General features: G+C 60.0%; 14 protein-coding genes and 1 pseudogene. 8 read left to right on the forward strand and 7 right to left on the reverse strand.

What is annotated here, in order from left to right:
• The first annotated feature begins 43 nt into the window (after positions 1-43).
• Genes KX729_RS22715 through uxuA form a run of 5 tightly spaced genes read left to right on the forward strand, consistent with a single transcriptional unit; the run spans position 44 to position 5,328 of the window.
• A complete protein-coding gene (locus tag KX729_RS22715) occupies positions 44-931 on the forward strand; it encodes a carbohydrate ABC transporter permease (RefSeq protein WP_219744771.1) in 888 nt (295 codons plus the stop codon).
• Positions 928-1,836: a carbohydrate ABC transporter permease gene (locus KX729_RS22720; protein WP_376776041.1), complete on the forward strand. Its 909-nt coding sequence runs from the start codon at positions 928-930 to the stop codon at positions 1,834-1,836. The genes KX729_RS22715 and KX729_RS22720 overlap by 4 nt, the downstream gene beginning before the upstream one ends.
• A gap of 5 nt (positions 1,837-1,841) precedes the next feature.
• On the forward strand, positions 1,842-3,065 hold the full coding sequence (locus KX729_RS22725; protein WP_219744772.1) for an AGE family epimerase/isomerase: 1,224 nt from the start codon (positions 1,842-1,844) through the stop codon (positions 3,063-3,065).
• 4 nt (positions 3,066-3,069) lie between these two features.
• Positions 3,070-4,134, forward strand: coding sequence for an ABC transporter ATP-binding protein (locus KX729_RS22730; protein ID WP_219744773.1), 1,065 nt, complete (start codon positions 3,070-3,072; stop codon positions 4,132-4,134).
• A 15-nt stretch (positions 4,135-4,149) separates the two neighbouring features.
• On the forward strand, positions 4,150-5,328 hold the full coding sequence (uxuA, locus tag KX729_RS22735) for a mannonate dehydratase (RefSeq protein WP_219744774.1): 1,179 nt from the start codon (positions 4,150-4,152) through the stop codon (positions 5,326-5,328).
• Between the two features lie 561 nt (positions 5,329-5,889).
• On the opposite strand, the gene KX729_RS22740 is transcribed toward uxuA, so the two are convergent.
• The 7 genes from KX729_RS22740 to KX729_RS22770 all read right to left on the reverse strand — a co-directional run bounded on the left by KX729_RS22740 (position 5,890) and on the right by KX729_RS22770 (position 13,415).
• On the reverse strand, positions 5,890-6,825 hold the full coding sequence (locus tag KX729_RS22740) for a dihydrodipicolinate synthase family protein (protein ID WP_219744775.1): 936 nt from the start codon (positions 6,823-6,825) through the stop codon (positions 5,890-5,892).
• Between the two features lie 87 nt (positions 6,826-6,912).
• On the reverse strand, positions 6,913-7,689 hold the full coding sequence (locus KX729_RS22745) for an ABC transporter ATP-binding protein (RefSeq protein WP_219744776.1): 777 nt from the start codon (positions 7,687-7,689) through the stop codon (positions 6,913-6,915).
• Between the two features lie 2 nt (positions 7,690-7,691).
• Positions 7,692-8,543, reverse strand: coding sequence for an ABC transporter ATP-binding protein (locus tag KX729_RS22750; protein ID WP_219744777.1), 852 nt, complete (start codon positions 8,541-8,543; stop codon positions 7,692-7,694).
• A complete protein-coding gene (gene nikC / locus KX729_RS22755) occupies positions 8,540-9,466 on the reverse strand; it encodes a nickel transporter permease (protein ID WP_246617776.1) in 927 nt (308 codons plus the stop codon). The genes KX729_RS22750 and nikC overlap by 4 nt, the downstream gene beginning before the upstream one ends.
• Positions 9,467-9,476: 10 nt before the next feature.
• Complete coding sequence (locus KX729_RS22760) at positions 9,477-10,580, reverse strand: ABC transporter permease (protein WP_376776042.1); 1,104 nt, start codon at positions 10,578-10,580, stop codon at positions 9,477-9,479.
• Positions 10,581-10,626: 46 nt separating this feature from the next.
• Positions 10,627-12,210 (reverse strand): ABC transporter substrate-binding protein, encoded by a 1,584-nt coding sequence (locus KX729_RS22765; protein WP_246617790.1) that lies wholly within the window; start codon positions 12,208-12,210, stop codon positions 10,627-10,629.
• Positions 12,211-12,275: 65 nt separating this feature from the next.
• A complete protein-coding gene (locus tag KX729_RS22770) occupies positions 12,276-13,415 on the reverse strand; it encodes a mandelate racemase/muconate lactonizing enzyme family protein (protein ID WP_219744781.1) in 1,140 nt (379 codons plus the stop codon).
• Between the two features lie 484 nt (positions 13,416-13,899).
• On the opposite strand from KX729_RS22770, the gene KX729_RS22775 reads away from it, so the two are divergent.
• From KX729_RS22775 to KX729_RS34580, 3 genes and pseudogenes are all read left to right on the forward strand, one after another.
• A complete protein-coding gene (locus KX729_RS22775) occupies positions 13,900-14,616 on the forward strand; it encodes a FadR/GntR family transcriptional regulator (protein WP_219744782.1) in 717 nt (238 codons plus the stop codon).
• A 191-nt stretch (positions 14,617-14,807) separates the two neighbouring features.
• Positions 14,808-15,277, forward strand: a pseudogene (gene scpB, locus KX729_RS22780) (SMC-Scp complex subunit ScpB); the annotation flags it as partial.
• A gap of 33 nt (positions 15,278-15,310) precedes the next feature.
• Positions 15,311-15,451 carry a hypothetical protein gene (locus tag KX729_RS34580; protein ID WP_376776051.1) on the forward strand — a complete coding sequence of 47 codons (141 nt, stop codon included), beginning with the start codon at positions 15,311-15,313 and terminating at the stop codon, positions 15,449-15,451.
• Positions 15,452-15,814: the final 363 nt, after the last annotated feature.

Here is a 15,814-nt window from a genome sequence, read left to right on the forward strand (position 1 = left end):
GACCCGCCTGGCGGCCGAACCCGTTTGTCTACAGGTCAAACGCATGCTGAAGCGCAAAAGATTCATCTTTGCGATGCTGGCGATCCTGCCGACCTTGGCGATCTTCGCCTATGTGCGGCTTTATCCGATCGCCGATACATTGAGGCTCAGCCTTTTCCAGTGGAATATCCTGTCGAAGAACAAGCCATTCATCGGGCTCGCGAATTTTCGCGAGCTGATGGGAGACCACCTGTTTCTCGACGCGCTGGTCAATACGACGATCATTGCCTTCGGCGTACTCTTCTTGACGATCCCGATGGCGCTGATCATCGCGGCGCTGATCTTCCATCGTACGCGGTCGAAAATGGCTGGTTTTTATGAGACCGCCGTCTTCATTCCGCATGTCGTGTCGCTTGTTCCGGCGGCCATGGCCTGGAAGTGGATTTTCGACGCCCGTCTCGGGCCTCTCAATGCGTTCCTGAGTTTCCTGGGTATTCCCATGCAGAACTGGTTGTTCGATCCGGTTCTCTCGGTCATCTGCATCATCATCCTCTGCTCCTGGCAGGCGCTGGGATATGCGGTGCTGATCTATATCGTCGGTTTCAAGAACCTGCCCGTCTCGCTCTATGAGGCCGCTAAGCTCGATGGCGCCTCGGGCCCGCAGAGCTTCTGGTACCTCTCGATCCCGATGCTGAAACCGATCACGCTTTACGTCTCGGTCGTAACGCTCGTCTCCGGCTTCAACGTCTATGCCCAGGCTTTCGTACTCGCGTCGGATGCGCAGGGCGCGCCTGGCCGGCAGGTAAGGGTTCTGGTTCTCGACATGTTGGAAAACAGCTTCCGCAATTACCGTGTCGGATATGCAGCTTCCGAGGCCGTCGTGCTGCTTGTCATCGTGCTGGGGTTGACGCTGATCCAGTTCTCCATGCTGCGGGAAAGGGGCAGGACATGACCCCTAAAGATGTGACGGGTAAAGCCATGCACCATGTGGAGCCGACCGCCGAAGAACTCGCCGAAGGCCTGCGCCTTCGACGCAAGAAACGGCTCAACAATCTGGCGATCGACATTTTCCTGATGATCGTCTCGGTCCTCATGCTGCTGCCACTCGTCTTCCTGGTGGCGAATGCGTTCAAGACGCCTGCGGAGATGCTGGCTTGGCCGCCGACCATCATCCCGAATGATCCGACCACTGCAAACTTCAAGGCGGTGCTGGGCGATACGCCGCTTTTGCGCTGGATCGGCAACAGCATTGCCTTTGCCGTGATGTCGACGATCGCCATCGTCGCGACGTCCTCGATTGCCGGTTATATTTTCGGAAAATTCCGCTTTCAAACGATGAACGTGCTTTTTGCGCTGTTCCTTGCGACCGCGATCGTGCCGTTCGAAGTCTACATGATCCCGCTCTATTTCCAGGCAAAAAGCCTCGGCATCCTGAATTCCGTCTGGGGTTTGCTGATCGGTTATCTGGTCATGAGTTTCGGCATCTTCCTGATCCGCCAGAACGTCATCCATTCTATTCCGGACGAACTCCTGGAAGCCGCCCGCATCGACGGCGCCGGGGAGTTCTGGATTTTCTTCCGCATCGTTCTGCCGCTCCTGCGCGGAGCGCTCGGAGCTTTGGCCGTGCTCGCCTTCTTCCAGGCCTGGACCGCTTTCGCATGGCCGATGATCGTGACGACGACGAGGTCGAGTTATACGATCGAAGTGGGCCTTGCGCTGTTCCAGACCGGCTTTACCGTCGATCTCGGCCGCCTGAGTGCTGCCTCCGCCACCGTGCTCATTCCCTCGATCCTGCTCTTCGTCATCCTGCGCCGTAATTTCGTGCAGGGTGTCGCCAGCACTGGCCTCAAGGAGTGACGGCGATGGAGTTTTTTGACGACGCGCGCACAACCTATGCCGCGGCGAATGCCGGCACGCTCTACTGGATGCTGCAACGGCCAATGCTTGGCGGCGGGTTCCTCAACACCAAGCAGAACAGCCTGACGCTTAAGGACTATGGCCTGGAAGACGGCACCCGCGGGCCGGATTTTACATATGGCTGGATCCAGGGACGCGGGCTCGAAGCGCTGGTCGGCCATGCCGAGTTCTTTGAACAGGAACTGCCGCCGCTGGCCGAAAAGCTGGACGTCGCGGGTCGGCGTCTCTACGGTTTGCTGGCGGGCTTGCAGAACCCGGATGGGCACGCCTATTTCTGCTACGGTGGCGATATGAATGCCGTCTATGCGGATGCTGCCGGAACGGTTCACGCTCAGGAAAAACCCGAGCTGATCTACTCCTATTCGGATGCCTTCGTCGCCAAAGGCCTGGTTGCTGCCGCAAGCCGCTACGGCTTGCCGGACCTCGCCGATCACCTCGCTTATTTCGATCGGGTGATCGCCGCGATCGAGACCGGCCGATTCCAGATGGACGAACGTCGCCCCCTCTCACTCGACAGTCTCGCCATGCAGGCGGACGATTTTGGCCCGCGCATGATCCTGCTTGGTGCCGCCGGCATGTTGAAGCGCTTCGGCCATAAGGCGCCTCTCACCTATGCCGACCGTTTCATCGCCCATGTCATCGACCGGCATTATGATGCTGAGAGCGGGATGCTGCGCAACGTGCCAGGTGAGGATAGTTGCAATGTCGGCCACGGTATCGAATTCGTCGGCTTTGCGCTGGACTATCTCGACGACAGTGCCGATCCGGCCTTGATCGGGACACTGGAGCGCATTCTCGTTTCCTCCTTTGACAAGGGGTTTGTCGGCCCCGGCATCACGCTCACGGTATCGATTGCCTCGGGCGAAGCGCAAAGCCCGCATTGCCCCTGGTGGTCGCTGCCGGAAACGATCCGTTCGGCGGCGCTCGCCCACACACGCACCGGAAGTGACGAAAGCCTACGCGTCTGGAAAACCGCCCACGCAGCCTTTTTTGGACGATACTGGCGCGGCACGCCACCGATCGCCTACCAGACGATAACCAAGGAAGGGCCGGTCGATTTCGTGCCGGCGACGCCCGACCTCGACCCCGGTTATCACACCGGCCTCAGCCTGCTCGCAGCCATTCACGCCGCAGACCAGTTGATGTCGACCACTCGAATTTCAGGATAAGAACATGGCTTCCGTTGAAATCCAGAACGTCCGCAAAGCCTATGGCGACTTCGAAACCATCAAGGGCGTGTCTGTCGAAGTGCCGGACGGCGCTTTCGTGGTGCTCGTCGGCCCCTCCGGCTGCGGCAAGTCCACGCTTTTGCGCATGATCGCCGGCCTGGAGGAAATCACCGGCGGCACGATCCGCATAGACGGTCGCGTCATCAACGAGGTCGAGCCGAAAAACCGTGACATCGCCATGGTCTTTCAGAACTACGCGCTTTACCCACACATGACGATCGCCGAGAACATGGGTTTTTCGCTCAGGCTCGCCAAGAAATCCAAGGAAGAAATCGCCGAGCGGGTCAAGGATGCCGCCCGCATTCTCGGCCTTACCGATTATCTCCAGCGTTACCCGAAACAGCTTTCCGGCGGCCAGCGGCAGCGCGTCGCCATGGGCCGCGCCATCGTTCGCAATCCGAAGGTCTTTCTGTTCGACGAGCCCTTGTCGAACCTCGATGCCAAGCTGCGCGTGCAGATGCGCGCCGAACTCAAGGATATCCACGCCCGGATCAAGACGACCACCGTCTACGTCACCCATGACCAGATCGAAGCCATGACCATGGCCGACCGGATCGTGGTGATGCGGGATGGCATCGTCGAGCAGGTGGGGGCACCGCTCGATCTCTACGACCGCCCGGTCAACACCTTCGTTGCGAGCTTCATCGGCTCGCCCTCGATGAACTTCCTCGCCGCCAAGGTCGCGGATGATCGCAAGTCTGTGGTGACTGAGAACGGCGTCCGCCTTCCGCTCGGTTCGGAAACATCCGTGGCTCCGGGCACCGCCGTCAGCTATGGCATCCGCCCCGAGCATCTGACGATCTCGACAGGCGGAGACGGTATTCCCATGACCGTTACCAATATCGAGCCGACCGGCTCGGAAACCTTTGTGCAGGGCACGATCGACGGCCAGAAGGTTTCCGCCCAGCTGCGCGAGCGGCTCCTCATCAGATCCGGCGAAGTGCTTAGTCTGACGCTCCTGCCATCAAACAGCCATATCTTCGACGCCGCCAGCGGCATGCGTCTCTAACAAGGTAACACGATAATGGAACAGACCTGGCGCTGGTTCGGACCGGACGACACGGTAAAGCTTTCGCATGTGAGACAGGCAGGTGCGAACGGCATTGTCAGCGCGCTTCATCACCTCAACGATGGCCGTGCCTGGCCGGACGACGAGATCGCCAAACGCAAGGCGATCATCGAGGAGGCGGGCCTCACATGGTCGGTGGTGGAGAGCATCATCGTCCACGAGGATATCAAGACCCGCACCGGCCGCTATCGCGAGCTGATTGAAAACTACAAAGCGTCTATCCGCGCTGTCGCAAAGGCAGGCATCAAGACGGTCTGCTATAATTTCATGGCGATCACCGATTGGACGCGCACCGATCTCGAATACGAGATGCCGCATGGCGGCACCGCCCTTCGCTTCGATGTCGTCGAATTCTGCGCCTATGATCTCTTCATGCTGAAGCGACCTGGCGCCGATACCGACCACCCGGCTGACCGTATCGCTATGGCAGAAGCCTGGCTGAAGACGGCAAGTGAAGGCGATCTCGCCAGACTGGAGCGCAATCTCATAGAATGGGTCCCGGCTCGCGAATTCGTCTACGACCGGCAGAGCCTCAACCGCATGCTGGATGTCTATAAGGAACTGCAGGAAGGTGGTTTTCGCGAGAATCTCTTCGCGTTCCTAAGGGAAATAATCCCCGTCGCGGAGGAGGCCGGAGTAAGGATGGCGATTCATCCGGACGATCCGCCATTCCCTCTGTTCGGCCTGCCGCGCGTCGTCTGCAAGGCGTCTGATGCGCGGGCGCTGCTGGCAGCGGCAAAGTCGCCCTCGAACGGCATTACGCTGTGTACTGGTTCCTACGGCGCCAATCCGGAAAACGATCTTGTCGCCATGGCGAAGGAATTTGGCCCGGACATTCATTTTGCGCACCTGCGTAACGTTTCAAAGGAAGGGAATGGCTCGTTCCACGAGGCAGAGCATCTGGATGGCGATACCGATATGGTGCGCGTCGTCATGGCGCTGATGGCGGAAGAAAAACGACGAAAGGGGGAAGGCCGGATCGACGATCAGATTCCCATGCGCCCCGATCACGGGCACGCCATCGTCGACGACATCGGCAAGAAGGTAAACCCCGGCTATTCCTGCATCGGCCGCCTAAAAGGTCTGGCAGAACTGCGCGGTATCATGCGAACGCTGAGCGTCTTAAGTATCTGATCGCACACACTTTCGATTATTACGCAATTGCAGCAATGCGGGGCGCAGACATCTCTGCGCATCCGCTTCGGTTCGGTGAAGACCGCCTTCTTTTTATTCGTCTTCCAGATGCGCCGTTTGACGTCGACGGCAAGCTAAAGCTCAGCTGCTGGTCGAAGATCTGCAGCTGAGCTCTGTATCACCCCGCGATATCGAAACTGGCTGCCGCCAGATTAGGGTTCTTGTGTAAGAGCGCGAACTGCACGGCTTAGCCGGATCCATTTCCGTCGGCGTCGTACCAAACTTTTCCGCTCGTTTTATAGTAGATAATGTCTTTGCCTTCCTTGTCGATCAGGATGTCCTGTTCGCCAGTGCCGGTGATCGTTTCGCCCTTTGTCGTTCCGTTTTTCGTGATGCCCAGGACGGACGAGCTTGAGCGAACGGGCCAAATCAGGGGCACACGTTCGCGCGGTTCCTGCGGCGCGTATCTGAAGACGGTACCTTACTCGAAAACAGGCAGGCCGGGCTACTTCCCTGTCGTCCAAATTGCCCCTAGCGTCGGGTATCTTACGCCATCCTTGGTCATCTAGCTTGATAAGCGCGATCCGCCGCCAGCAGTTCTTTCGAGGCTTCTGTTATCGCGGCCAGCACTTTGACATCGGTGATATTTGCGAGGAACGGCAGCATCGGGCCGCAATTGGCGATGCCGGCGAGTGCTACCGCCTCATGCAGGACGCGGAGCGGCGAGACGCCATCGCGCAGATCCTCCAATCCCATAAAGAAAGCCCTGAGCCGCTCGGCTTCTGCGACATTTCCGGCTTTCAAGGCCTTCAGGATGCCGGTGGACATGGCGGGCGCGACGCAGACCGAGCCGGAAGTGAAGCCTTGCAGGCCGAAATCCATCAGGTGGTTGATCGCCGGCCGTTCGCCGATGCCGGAAATAATCATCTTGCGGCCGACTTTCTGTATCAGTTCGGAGAGGTAGCTATCCTCCTTCGGGTTCTGCCGCACGACGGCATATTTGATGGCGCTGATCGCGCCATCGGCGACGACGGCCGCAAGATCGGCGGCGGAGATGTAATCCAGCGATTTCACGTAAGCGATGATCGGCCGGCCATAGGCATCGGCGATGCGGCGCAGGCCGGTGGCGACGCCTGCGGACGTCACCGGGAAATTCAGCGGCAGGACCATCGCCGTCGGCATGTCGTCATGCTCCTTCAGGATGGCAATCTGGTCCAGCGATTTGCCATAATCCGGACCGACCGAGGGAATGAGCCAGGTCCCGGCGGGAGCGACTTCCTTCAGCATCTCGACCATCTCGGCGAATTCCTTGACCGAGATATTGTAGAGATTAGCATTGCCGCCATAGAGCGCTGTCGTCACGCCACCTTGAGCCAGATGCGCGAGGATCTTGCGGTTGCCTTCGCGATCGAGTGAATAATCCGTCTTGCGTGCCAAAGGCGGGACGGAGAGGACGGATTTGGCGAGCATTTCGGGGGTCACGGAAAAATTGGGCATGGCTTCAGGCTCCCGGTTCAGGGGTGAACAAAAGGATGTTTCGGAACGGCTGTGCCCGCTGCCTCGGCGTCGGGCGTGTCGTTGGGATCAGGCCGAGCTCATGATCTCGGCTGGGCGCATTTCCTGCTTGCCGTAGGCGCGGCTGGCGGAGAGAAGTCGTTGGGAATAGGGGTGTTGGACATGGCCGGAACGGATTTGGTCAATGCCGGTTTCTTCGACGATCTCGCCACCGTTCATGATTGCGACGCGGCTGCACAGATGGGCGATGACCGCCATGTCGTGGCTGACGAGCAGATAGGTCAAGCCGCGTTCCTTCTGCAGGTCGGCCAGCAAGTTGAGAATTTCCGCCTGGACTGAGACGTCGAGTGCCGAAGTTGGTTCGTCGAGCAGCAAGACCGGCGGATCGAGGATCAGCGCGCGGGCGATCGCCACACGCTGCCGCTGGCCGCCGGAAAGCTGGTGCGGAAACCGGTAGCCGAGGCTCGGATCGAGACCGACTGCCTTCAACACGTCCGCGACTGCGTTTTCCTTGATCGGCAGGTTCTGGTTGCGCAGCGGTTCGATCAGCTGGGAGCGAACCGTCTTGCGGGGATGCAGTGATCCGTAGGGGTCCTGGAAGACCATCTGAACATCGCGGAAAAAGGCTTTGCTGCGTTCCGGCTCCAGCGGTTTGCCGTCCAGCGAAATCCGGCCGCCATAGTTGCGGTTGAGGCCGGAAATGGCGCGCAACACGGTGGATTTGCCGCAGCCGGATTCGCCCACAAGGCCGAAGGATTTTCCGCGTTCGACGCTGAAGCTGACGCCCTTGACCACGAGCGGAGAGCGCGGGCCGAAGCGGATGGTGAGGTTTTCGACGTCGATCATGATCATGCTCCGATCGTCGGTTGCGTGAGCCAGGACGGATCGCGCGTCAGCACCGGCAGGCGCGCCGGCGGGTTTTCGATGGATGGCAGCGAGGCGAGCAGGCCCTGCGTGTAGGGGTGTTGGGCATTGTCGAGTTCGGACGCTTTCAGCACCTCGACGACACGCCCGGCATACATGATCAGCACCCGGTCGCAGAATTTGCGGATCAGGTTCAGGTCGTGGCTGATGAAAATCAGGCCGAGATTGCGGCGGGACACGAGTTCATCGAGCAGCGCCAGCACGTCGAGCCGCACCGTCACGTCGAGCGCTGACGTGGGTTCGTCGGCGATCAGCACTTCCGGCTCGGCGATCAGCATCATGGCGATCATGATGCGCTGACCCATGCCGCCGGAAACCTCGTGCGGATAAAGGCGGAAGACGCGTTGCGGATCGCGGATTTTTACCGCTTCCAGCATTTCCAGCACCTTCGTCTCCGCTGCCTTCCTGCCCACCTTCGGATAATGCAGGCGATAGGTCTCGGCGATCTGTTCGCCAACTCGCATGACCGGGTTCAGCGAATATTTCGGGTCCTGAAGGATGAGGCCGATCTGCTTGCCGCGGATTTCCATCATCCGCTTCTCGCTGGCGGCAAGGAGGTCGGTGTCGTGGAAGGTCATCCGGTCGGCGGTCACCTTTGCGGTCGGCGGCAGGAGCCGCATGATCGCCCGGCCGACGGTGGATTTGCCCGAGCCGGATTCGCCGACGATGCCAAGCTTTTCCCTGCCGAGCTGGAAACTTACGCCGCGCACAGCTTTCACGAAGCCGTGGGCGAAGGAGATTTCCATATTTCGGACGTCGATCAACGGTTCGGTCATTCGCCACCTCTGGGGTCGAGCACGTCGCGCAGGGCATCGCCGACGAGGTTGAAGGCAAGACTGACAGCAGCGATCGCAAGACCGGGTGCGGCAATCACCCAAGGGCTGTCGAGCATGAATTCGCGGCCGGTGGCGGCCATCGCGCCCCATTCCGGCCATGGTGGCTGGGCGCCAAGACCGAGGAAGCCGAGGCCGGCGGCGGTCAGGATGATGCCGGCCATATTGAGCGTGACGCGAACGATGACGGAGGGAATGCACATCGGCAGGATATGCCGCAGGATGATGGCGCCCGAGGACGCGCCTTGCAGGCGCACGGCGGCGATATAATCCATCTGCCGCAGGCTCAGCGTTTCGGCGCGGGCAAGGCGAGCGATCGGCGGCCAGGCGGTCAGAGAAATAGCGATGATCGCATTGGTGATGCCGGGGCCAAGCGCTGCTGCGAAACCGAGCGCCAGGACAAGCCCCGGGAAGGACAGGAAGATGTCCGTGATGCGCATCAGCACTTCATCGACGATACCGCCGAAATAGCCGGAGCAGGTGCCGATCAGAAGACCGATCGGCGCGACGATGATCGTCACGAGGATGATGATGTCGAGCGTCGTCCGCGCCCCGTAGATGATGCGGGAGAAGACGTCGCGGCCGAAATTATCGGTGCCTAAAAGGTGTTCCCAGGAAGGCGGCGCCAGCCGGATCGCCATGTTCTGGGCGACCGGATCGTATTGGGTGAGCAGGGGCGCCGCGGCGGCCGTGACGATGAGGATCAGGATGACCACCAGGCCGACGACGCCGAGCGGGTGTTCGCGGAACTTCAGCCAGCCTTGGTAGAATTGCTGCAAGAGCGCATGCAACGTGCCTTTCGGCTCCGGTGCCAGAAGCCAGCCGCGCAGGCCCGGTGGCGTGGGGCGGGGGTGTGAGATTGGCATCGTCATTTCGTCACCGTGTTCTCGGGTCGAGGATGCGGTAGAGGACATCCGACGTGATGTTGATGATCAGGAAGACGATCCCGATGGTGAGCACCGCGCCCATCACGACGTTCATGTCGTTCATCTGCAGGCCGCGTGTGAGATATTGGCCGAGACCCGGCCAGGCGAAGACGGTTTCAATCAGCACCGCGCCTTCAAGCAGGCCGCCGAAGGTCAGCGCCATGATCGTCAGCAGCTGTACGCGGATGTTGCGGAAGGCGTGGCGCCAGATCACCTGGCGGGAGGCAAGCCCCTTGGCGCGCGCCGTGATGATATATTCCTGGCTGAGCTGTTCCAGCATGAAGCTGCGCGACATGCGGCTGATATAGGCCACCGAATAATAGCCAAGGATCGCGCCGGGCAGGATGATATGGCCAAGCGCATTCTGGAAAACGTCCCAATTGCCTTCCATGGCGGAATCGAGCAGCAGGAAGCCGGTGACCGGGGTAACGATGCCTTCGTAATAGACATCGATGCGGCCGGATGCGCCGACCCATTGCAGCTTCGCATAAAAGATGAACAGCGCCATAAGGCCCATCCAGAAGGTCGGGATGGAATGGCCGGCAAGGCCGATGATGCGGGCGGCATGGTCGATTGGCTTGCCACGATTTACCGCGGCGGTAATGCCGAGCGGCACGCCGACGATGGTGCCGACCAGCATCGCCACGATCGTCAGCTCGATCGTTGCCGGAAAGACCGACATCAGGTCCGTGACGATCGGCTGACCGGTGATCGCAGACACGCCGAGATCGCCGGTCAGCACTCTTTTCACATAACTGACGAACTGGATGTAGACGGGCTGGTCGAGGCCAAGCTGCTTGAAGACCCGGTCATAGACTTCCTTGCTAACCTCCGGCCCGGTGATTGCCAGAACAGGATCGGCCGGCAGCAGGCGCCCCATCGAGAAGGTCAAGAAAAGCAGTCCGAGCAGCGTCGTCACCACGGCGACGACGCGGCCGATGAAACGGCGGATGGCGAGCTTGATGCCATCATCCGGCATGTCATCGACCGGGCCATTGGTGGCTGGCCCGGGCATGGTCGGCCCATTCGGGGTCGGCCCAGTCGTGGAAGACATAGGCGAGTTGTCTCGTGTCGTCATATCCACGCTGGCCACGTCGATCCTACTCCTTGGTTTTGGTTACGTCGTGCCAACGGGTCGACCAGGTCGTATGGCCCTGATAACCCTTGACGCTGGCGCGGGTGACATAAGGGTCGGTGCGCTGGAAGAAGACGATCAGCGGCGGGTTCATGCCCTTGTAGATTTCGTCGATCTTCTTGAACATGTCCGTGCGCTTGGCCGTGTCACGCTCCTTCATCGACTGGTCGACGAGCGTGTTCAGCTCCGGAACCTGCATGGCGGTGCGCCACAGATAATAGCTGCCGAGGCGGGCTTCGTCGCGATTGTCCGGGTTGTAGGCATATTGGGTCGCGACGGCGAACGGATCGGGCAGGCGGGCACCGGAATTGCCGAGCAGGATTTCATATTTGCGCTCGCGGAAGGCGGGCGTGTATTCGCCAGGCACCAGGTTCAGGTCGAAGCCTGCCGCCTTGGCGCTGGCCTGCAGCGCTTCGGTGAAGGGCAGCGTGGCAGCGCCGGAAGGGTTCAGCACCTTTTTGAGGCCGTTCGGATAACCGGCCTGCGCCAGCAGCGCCTTGGCCTTGGCGGGATCGTAGTCGTAACGCGATGTGCTGTCGCTCGGAGCGCCGATCATGCCCTTCGGCACGACAGACTGCCAAGGAAAGCCGGTATAGCGCATGATATTGCCGGAAATCGCCTTCCAGTCGAAGGCATGCTGGAAGGCTTCGCGAACCAGCGGCTTCTGCAAGTCCGGGTCCTTCTGGTTGAGCGCGATGTAATAGAAGCCGAGGCCCGGAACGTTGTCGATCACCATCTTCTTGTCGTTCGCCAGCGCGTCGAGGTCGCCGCTTGCGAGATACTGGCCGACATCCACGTCGCCGGCCTGCAGCTGAAGACGCAGGTTGCCGGATTCCGGGATGTGGCGGGCAATGACGCGGATCATTGCCGGTGCGCCGCCCCAGTATTTCTTGTTGGCCTCAAAGACGGCAATGTCGTTCGGCCGCCACTGCGACAGCGAATAGGGACCGCTGCCGGCGGAGTTGGCTGCCAGCCATCCGGCGCCGAAATCGCCGTTCGCCTCATGCGACATGGCGGTCTTTTTGTCGATGATGCCGAGCGAGGAGCTTGCCAGCGAATAGAGCACAAGATCGGTGCTGACCTGGATCGGCAGCTCGATTTCGAGCGTCTGGGCGTCTTTGGCGCGCACCAGCTTTTCGACATTGTCCGGCGTAAAGCCCCAGAGCGCGATATCGGTGGAGCCGACCTGGCCGCGCTTGATGACGCGCTGGATTGACCAGGCCGCATCTTCGGCGGTGACCGGATTGCCGCTCTGGAACGTGGCATCGCTGCGCAGCGTGATAGTGATCAGCTTGCCGTCGGCCGAGGCGCTCCACTTGGTCGCCAGCATCGGCTTCATCTTCTGAAGGTCGTTCTGAGGCAGTTCGATGAGGTTGTCATAGAGATTGGAAATCAGCTCGGAGACCGTGCGGGCGTTATTGTCCGCCGGATCGAGCGTGCGGATGCCGGTCAGGTTCGTGCCGATTACCAGCATGTTCGGCGGCGAGGCGGCAAGCGCCTGCCCCTGCGGGACCGTCAGCGCCGCGGCGACCAGAAATGTCGCCGCCATCAGATGCTTCATCATGTTCAACCTCCCAATTGAAATCTTTGATCTCTTCAGTTCGTCTATTCGTCTCACGGATAACCGTAGGAACCGTCCGGCTTGACCGGCATCTTGCGTTCCCAGTGAATGTAGGTGTCCTTTTGCAGCTCCCGCTCGTCGATCTCGACGCCCCAGCCGGGACGTTCGGGTCTGAGCTGCAGGTATCCGCCTTCGGGCAGGTAGGGGTCCTTGACGTAAGGCGCGTCAAGCGGCAGGCGGTATTCGAGGATCTTGAAGTTAGGCGTCGCGGCCGAGAAATGCACATTGACGGCGGTGGCGAGCGGTCCCATCGGATTATGTGGCGCGATCGGGATGTAATGCGCTTCGGCGATCACGGCGATCTTGCGCATTTCGAGCAGGCCGCCAACGACGCAGATATCCGGCTGGGCGATGTCGCAGCCGCGGGCCGAAAGCAGGTTGAGGAATTCGTAGCGGCTGTAGAGGCTTTCGCCGGTCGCCAGCGGGCAGTTCATCTTCGCCTTCATCTCGGCCCAGGCGGGGATGTGTTCCGGGCGGATCGGCTCCTCGAAGAACAGCGGATCATAAGGGGCGAGCGCATTGCCGAGCTGGACAGCCTGCCAGGGCTCGAAAATCTTGGCATGGGCGTCGAAAGCGTATTCGAAATTTTTCGGCGAAATCTCGCGCAGCCGGCGGAAATAGTCGGCGCTGGTGGCAACCACTTCGCCCCAGCGTTCCGCGTGGAAATCGACACGGAAGGGGCTGAGCTTGAAGGCGGTAAAGCCGTATTTCTCGTGGTGGCCCTGAACCGTATCGAGCGCCACTTGCGGATCGGGCGCAGTATAGACGCCGAGATAGACGCGCACCTTGTCGCGCACCTCGCCACCGAGCAGCTTGTAGACCGGCAGGTTGAGAGCCTTGGCCGAGATGTCCCAGAGGCAGTGGTCGATCGCCGAGAATGTGGCGAGATGCATGGCGCCGCCCGGGAAACGCGCTTGCTGCTGCAGTTTAAGCATCAGGAACTCGATCCGGCGCGGATCCTCGCCTTTGATCTGTTCGTAGAAATAGTCCAGCATAGCCGGCAATGCACGGTCAGGCCCGTGGTTGTAACATTCGCCCCAGCCGGTAATGCCTTCGTCCGTGTCGATCGCCACGATTACCCGCGGACGCTTCTCGTCATGGCTCATATAGCTTCGAAGGCCGGTAATACGCATGGTCGCAAACTTTCTCTTACGGAAACAGGCATGAGCGAGCTATCCGGCGCGATTGCGCGCCGGGCTTTTGCAAATGGCCTGTCGATCAGGAACCAGAAGGCAAGGCTTATCCGCTTGCGAAACCTTGCGGGCTTGCGGTTCAACGTTCGACAGAGGTGATGCGGAAACTGGCTCTTCGATCCTAGCGGCGTTTTTCCCGCCATCGATGAGGATCGAATTGCGCCGTATATTGCATTTGAATATCTCCTCCCTGAGATGGCCGAATGCACGTCGACAATTTCGATTACGCTAACACGGCAACTGAAGTTGTCAACTCGCATTTCAAATTATGGAAAAAACATTGCCGAAGAAGTAATTTTTGATGACATCTTTGAAATTGTGCCTATCGATAGATATGCAGGAGGGCGAGCCTTGGCGCGTCTTCCTCCGCGTGCGGGGGAGGGCCGCGGGATTGGGAAGCTTGGGAGATAAGCGGAGGTGTTGAATGGCTGAGCTGCAATTGACGCCGCCGCGCAAGGAAAGGCTGGCGGACAAGTTATATGGCCAGATTCTCGAGCAGATTCTCAACGGTGCCTTCAAGGAGGGCGACCGGCTGCCGCCCGAAAACGATATCTGTTCTGCCTTTTCCGTGTCCCGTCCGGTGGTTCGCCAGGCTCTGATCCGGCTGCAGGCGGACGGCCTCGTTTATTCGCGGCGCGGCTCCGGCACATTCGTGCGCGCCGTGCCGCCATCGGCGATCACCCGTTTCGTACAGCCGTCCAATGTCGCCGGTTACCTCAAGTCGTTCGAGGTCAGGTTTGCGTTGGAAGCCGCTGCCGCCTCGCTTGCGGCCGAGCGCCGCTCCAGCCAGAACCTTCACAATCTCGACGAGGCCAATGCGCTTCTGCGCGAAAAGATCATGAATGGTGAGTCACCCAGCGAGGCGGATTTCGACTTTCACCGGGAGGTCGCGGTCGCGAGCGGCAACGACCTGTTTGTATCGCTCTTCGAACATCTTCGTGGTGAAATCAGCGGCTCCATGGGCGTAGCACTCGGCTTGACCAAACTTGGTTCGGACGAGCGGCGCATTGCGGTACTGCGCGAACACCAACAGATCGTCGATGCAATCCAGGCGAAGAACGGCGAACATGCGGCGCTCTACATGCGCTATCATCTCCTGCGCGCACGTGAGCGCATTACGGATGCGCAGAGGGATCCATGAAGAGCGGTCAGCTCAAATCGTCGATCTTTTCAAACAAGAGAGAAAGCATATAACTGCGAAAAGTGGAGAGCAGATCGGTCCTTCGCAATCGTGCGCTTTTTCGGCAGAGCTCGTTTCAGATTGAGAATCAGACCGTCCATGCGCCCGGCTCGCCGATTTGGAGTGCCGACAGCAGCCGACCCGATTAATCAATGGTTTGGCCATCTCTGGCTCGCTGGTGTCCCCAGGTGGCGGCTACGAGATCCGAGGTATCTTTACCTCCGATATTGACCGTGGCCGAGCCGGTGAGCCGCGAGAACTTGGTGCGCGTCGTTGGAAAGAACTGCAGCATCGATCTGCTCATCGATGACCTGAAAGAGGAACTGCGCGAACGGCCCTACGAACTGGTTTCCGTTGCCGGCGGCTGGCAGCATCGAACACGTTCTCGCTACGCGGCCGCGATACAAGCCTCAGCTGCTCCAACGCGCGGTGCGGCAGCGCCGCTGTCGGAGTTCGAGGCGATGGTGCTGATGGCGGTGGGATATTTCCAGCCGGTGACGCGCGAAGAGCTGTCAAAAGTTTTTGGCAGGGAAGTCAGCCGTGACCTCGTCGGCAATCTGCGCGGCGCTGGATTCATCGAGTCCGGGCCGCCAGCCCGACGCCGGGTGCGCCCTATACCTATGTGACTACACCGCATTTTCTGTCGGCTTTCGGCATGGAGACGCTTCGCGACCTGCCGAACATCGAGGCGCTCGAGGAAGCCGGGCTGCTCAGCCGACATGCAGTGCAAAACGAAATCGCCGCCCCGGAAGGCGGCGACAACGGGACTGACGAAGATCCGTCCTTTATCGAGTGATGCCGGTCGTTACCAGCCGCCTGACTTTGAGCACTGGATTGAAAAGCATCGCTATCGAGGCCATGCGCCAGCGACAGGCCGAGCTTTATTAGGAAAAGCAGCGACTGTTCGAACAACGCGCGGTCGAAGTAGGCAGCCGAAGCGCTGGCTTGCGGACCATTAGACTTGTCGCCATTGCCAGCCTCGAACTTTGTTCAGACCACTAACATCCGTTATAGGCAGACGAGGCTTCCTTTGGTATGCGCCGTTACCCGCGATCACATCGGGCGGGTTGGAGGCGCGACTTCGGAAAGGCCGAAGTCACTGGTGCCCGCCGCGCCGGTTCGGGGGTTGGCAGCTCGTGACCAACTCCCCGCCGTCCTC

The organism is Neorhizobium populisoli, from assembly GCF_019430945.1.
Lineage (GTDB): Bacteria > Pseudomonadota > Alphaproteobacteria > Rhizobiales > Rhizobiaceae > Neorhizobium > Neorhizobium populisoli.

Excerpts from the sequence above, each read along its gene's own strand:
- nikC (WP_246617776.1), bottom strand. The coding sequence starts at position 9,466 with ATGCCAATCTCACACCCCCGCCCCACGCCACCGGGCCTGCGCGGCTGG.
- KX729_RS34580 (WP_376776051.1), top strand. The coding sequence starts at position 15,311 with ATGGAGACGCTTCGCGACCTGCCGAACATCGAGGCGCTCGAGGAAGCC.
- KX729_RS22725 (WP_219744772.1), top strand. The coding sequence starts at position 1,842 with ATGGAGTTTTTTGACGACGCGCGCACAACCTATGCCGCGGCGAATGCC.
- KX729_RS22760 (WP_376776042.1), bottom strand. The coding sequence starts at position 10,580 with ATGTCTTCCACGACTGGGCCGACCCCGAATGGGCCGACCATGCCCGGG.
- KX729_RS22765 (WP_246617790.1), bottom strand. The coding sequence starts at position 12,210 with ATGGCGGCGACATTTCTGGTCGCCGCGGCGCTGACGGTCCCGCAGGGG.
- KX729_RS22740 (WP_219744775.1), bottom strand. The coding sequence starts at position 6,825 with ATGCCCAATTTTTCCGTGACCCCCGAAATGCTCGCCAAATCCGTCCTC.
- KX729_RS22715 (WP_219744771.1), top strand. The coding sequence starts at position 44 with ATGCTGAAGCGCAAAAGATTCATCTTTGCGATGCTGGCGATCCTGCCG.
- KX729_RS22745 (WP_219744776.1), bottom strand. The coding sequence starts at position 7,689 with ATGATCGACGTCGAAAACCTCACCATCCGCTTCGGCCCGCGCTCTCCG.
- KX729_RS22730 (WP_219744773.1), top strand. The coding sequence starts at position 3,070 with ATGGCTTCCGTTGAAATCCAGAACGTCCGCAAAGCCTATGGCGACTTC.
- KX729_RS22770 (WP_219744781.1), bottom strand. The coding sequence starts at position 13,415 with ATGCGTATTACCGGCCTTCGAAGCTATATGAGCCATGACGAGAAGCGT.
- KX729_RS22750 (WP_219744777.1), bottom strand. The coding sequence starts at position 8,543 with ATGACCGAACCGTTGATCGACGTCCGAAATATGGAAATCTCCTTCGCC.
- KX729_RS22720 (WP_376776041.1), top strand. The coding sequence starts at position 928 with ATGACCCCTAAAGATGTGACGGGTAAAGCCATGCACCATGTGGAGCCG.
- uxuA (WP_219744774.1), top strand. The coding sequence starts at position 4,150 with ATGGAACAGACCTGGCGCTGGTTCGGACCGGACGACACGGTAAAGCTT.
- KX729_RS22775 (WP_219744782.1), top strand. The coding sequence starts at position 13,900 with ATGGCTGAGCTGCAATTGACGCCGCCGCGCAAGGAAAGGCTGGCGGAC.